Origin of the sequence: Leptospira kemamanensis (assembly GCF_004769665.1) — a bacterium.
GTDB lineage: Bacteria > Spirochaetota > Leptospiria > Leptospirales > Leptospiraceae > Leptospira_A > Leptospira_A kemamanensis.
In genome coordinates this window covers 1-2,387 of the sequence record NZ_RQGG01000014.1, presented here as the reverse complement: position 1 = coordinate 2,387, position 2,387 = coordinate 1, and the positions used below count along the sequence as shown (strand labels likewise).

General features: G+C 38.6%; 3 protein-coding genes. All 3 read right to left on the bottom strand.

The genetic code is table 11. From position 1 onward, the window contains the following. Nucleotides 1-54 precede the first annotated feature (54 nt). The 3 genes from EHQ59_RS06475 to vapB all read right to left on the bottom strand — a co-directional run bounded on the left by EHQ59_RS06475 (nucleotide 55) and on the right by vapB (nucleotide 2,168). Nucleotides 55-1,251, bottom strand: a complete 1,197-nt coding sequence (locus tag EHQ59_RS06475; protein WP_135618502.1) for an IS256 family transposase — start codon at nucleotides 1,249-1,251, stop codon at nucleotides 55-57. Nucleotides 1,252-1,539: 288 nt separating this feature from the next. After that, entirely contained in the window at nucleotides 1,540-1,935 is a 396-nt protein-coding gene (gene vapC / locus EHQ59_RS06470) for a type II toxin-antitoxin system tRNA(fMet)-specific endonuclease VapC (RefSeq protein WP_135618500.1), read from the bottom strand. Continuing rightward, nucleotides 1,935-2,168, bottom strand: coding sequence for a type II toxin-antitoxin system antitoxin VapB (gene vapB, locus EHQ59_RS06465; protein ID WP_135618498.1), 234 nt, complete (start codon nucleotides 2,166-2,168; stop codon nucleotides 1,935-1,937). The genes vapC and vapB overlap by 1 nt, the downstream gene beginning before the upstream one ends. Between the last annotated feature and the right edge of the window lie 219 nt (nucleotides 2,169-2,387).

Sequence of the window (2,387 nt, the reverse complement as noted above, 5' to 3'; positions counted from 1 at the left end):
GGTAGTGTGCAGAATCTTTCGCAAAATTAAAACTAAGCTCTCGAAGTCGAGTAGCTATTGGCTTTCAAAATTCATTTCATTCAATTTACTTACGTCAAGATATTTTTTGTTACCCCATTGAGAACTCGCAATATGCCTTAATCTTGCAGTGACGAGCATGAGAGCAGACTCTCCATCAGGGAAGGATCCAATCACCCTTGTTCTACGACGAATTTCTTTCATAATTCTTTCTAAAGGATTGTTTGTTCGAATTCTTGTCCAATGAGTTCTTGGGTAATTCATATAAGATAGGGTTTCCATAATTCCCTTAGCAATGATATCAGCCGCTGAGTTGTATTTCATTGCTTTCAGTTTATCAATCACTAATTTGGATTTGTCCAGAGCTGCTTGCTTATCTTCCTGTGAGTGTATTGCCTTTAACATTGCGACTGTCTCTCGCATGGAACTAGTTGGCACTTTGGCAAAAACGTTCCTATAAAAATGAACCATGCATCTTTGCCAGTCAGCTGAAGGAAAAAAATCAGGTATTGATTCAACTAGCCCAAGACATTTGTCTGAGATAATTAATCTTACTCCAGTTAGTCCTCTTTCTTTTAAATGCCTAAGAAATCCATACCAAGCCTCTTTGTCTTCCTTGGCTCCTTCCATTGATCCTAATACTTCTCTGTAACCTTCAGAATTGACTCCTATGGCAATTAAAATCGATATATTACGAACTTCACCACCCCAAATTTTCTTCAAATAAATTCCATCTAGATAAACGTATGGATACTTGTCCTCTAACTTGCGATTTCGCCATTCTTCTATTTGGGAATATACTTTTTTGTTTAAGTTACTGATCGTTCCAGGAGAAACTCTGGTGCCCCAGAGCTGTTCCGTTACATCTTCTATGCGTCTTACCGATACTCCTGCAAGATACATTTCGATTAATGCTTCTTCGACAGAGCTTTCCCGACGTTTGTATCTTTCTATAATTTGAGTCTCGAATTGAATTCCTTTCAATTTTGGAATTTTTAATTTAACTTTACCTGACTTTGTTTCGAAATTTCTAGTATAGCTTCCTGACCTATGTCCATCTCGACTTTCTGATCTTTCATAAGGTTTGGCTTTAATTAGATTTTCTGCTTCGTGCTCTAATAATTTATTCAGAGTTTGTTCCACAGTCTCTCTGACTAGCCCGCTCAGTTCTGTTCGTATCTTTTCTTCATTGACGGAAATTATTTTCTCTTCTACCTTGTCTTCTGTATGCATACGGGTTCTCCTGTTAGTTGGTCTTTTTCCAATTAACTTATCGGCTTTCAGGAGAGCTCTTTACATTTTGCGAAAGATTTTTGACGTTACCTTTTTTGCCATTGCGCATAACGAACTAGGGGAGACGACGTTCCCTGACCCTGAGTCCCGGTAACGGGACGTTAGGGACTGGCACGGAGTTTGCGGATGCAAACGAGTGACAGAAAGGGAATGTGGCGCAGCCCAAGCGAGGCCTTGTGCCGAAGCGAAGCGTTTCCCCGCTGTTATGCGCAGGCGGAAAGAATAAGCTTAAATCCAATTTTCTAATTTTAAGTTTGGAACTCTGATAAATTCTTTTGTATTATTCGAGACTAGAATTAGATTTCTAGAAATTGCTTGGGCTGCAATTTGAAGATCGTATGGCCCAATGATCTTTCCAGTTTTTTCTAATGTAGCTCTAATCAGTCCATAAACTTCGGCATCTGAGTCAGTAAAAGGAATGAGATCAAATGCAGACAAGAATTTAATTAATGTAGTTTTGTTCTTATCGTAATATTTACTTTTAGCGGCTCCATATTCTAATTCGGCAACAGTAATTGAAGACACGTTAATTTGATATGGTTCAATAGATTTTATTTTTTGAACAACTGACTTCGGATTATTTTTAATAAAGTAAATACAAATGTTCGTATCAATTAGATACATTAAAAATCTTCTCTGATTTGATCTTCAGGTTGAGATCTACCATCCGACATGAAGTCATCAGAGAATTCATTAAGACTTTCTTCAAAAGCTTTCCAGGGATCATTTTTAGGAAAAAGGAAAAGTGTATTCCCAACTTTTTGTATATATAACTCTTTCTCAGGTATTTGATATTCTTTAGGAATACGTACTGCCTGACTGTTTCCGCTAATAAAGACTTTTGATGCATGTGCCATACGTATATACTGGTGTATATATAAAAAAAGTCAATTTCTATTTTCTCTATAAAAATTCGTTTCCGCTTGCGCATAACGAACTAGACTAACCGACGTAGGCTGGCCCTGAGTCCCGGAACGGGACGTTAGGGACTGGAACGACGCTTGCGTAAGCAAGAGGAGTGCCAGAAGCCTATGTGTCGCAGACCGAGCGAGGGCGCAAGTCCCGAAGCGAAGCGG

Bases quoted from the DNA above. Each gene is read 5' to 3' on its own strand.
- EHQ59_RS06475 (WP_135618502.1), bottom strand. From the start codon at position 1,251: ATGCATACAGAAGACAAGGTAGAAGAGAAAATAATTTCCGTCAATGAA.
- vapC (WP_135618500.1), bottom strand. From the start codon at position 1,935: ATGTATCTAATTGATACGAACATTTGTATTTACTTTATTAAAAATAAT.
- vapB (WP_135618498.1), bottom strand. From the start codon at position 2,168: ATGGCACATGCATCAAAAGTCTTTATTAGCGGAAACAGTCAGGCAGTA.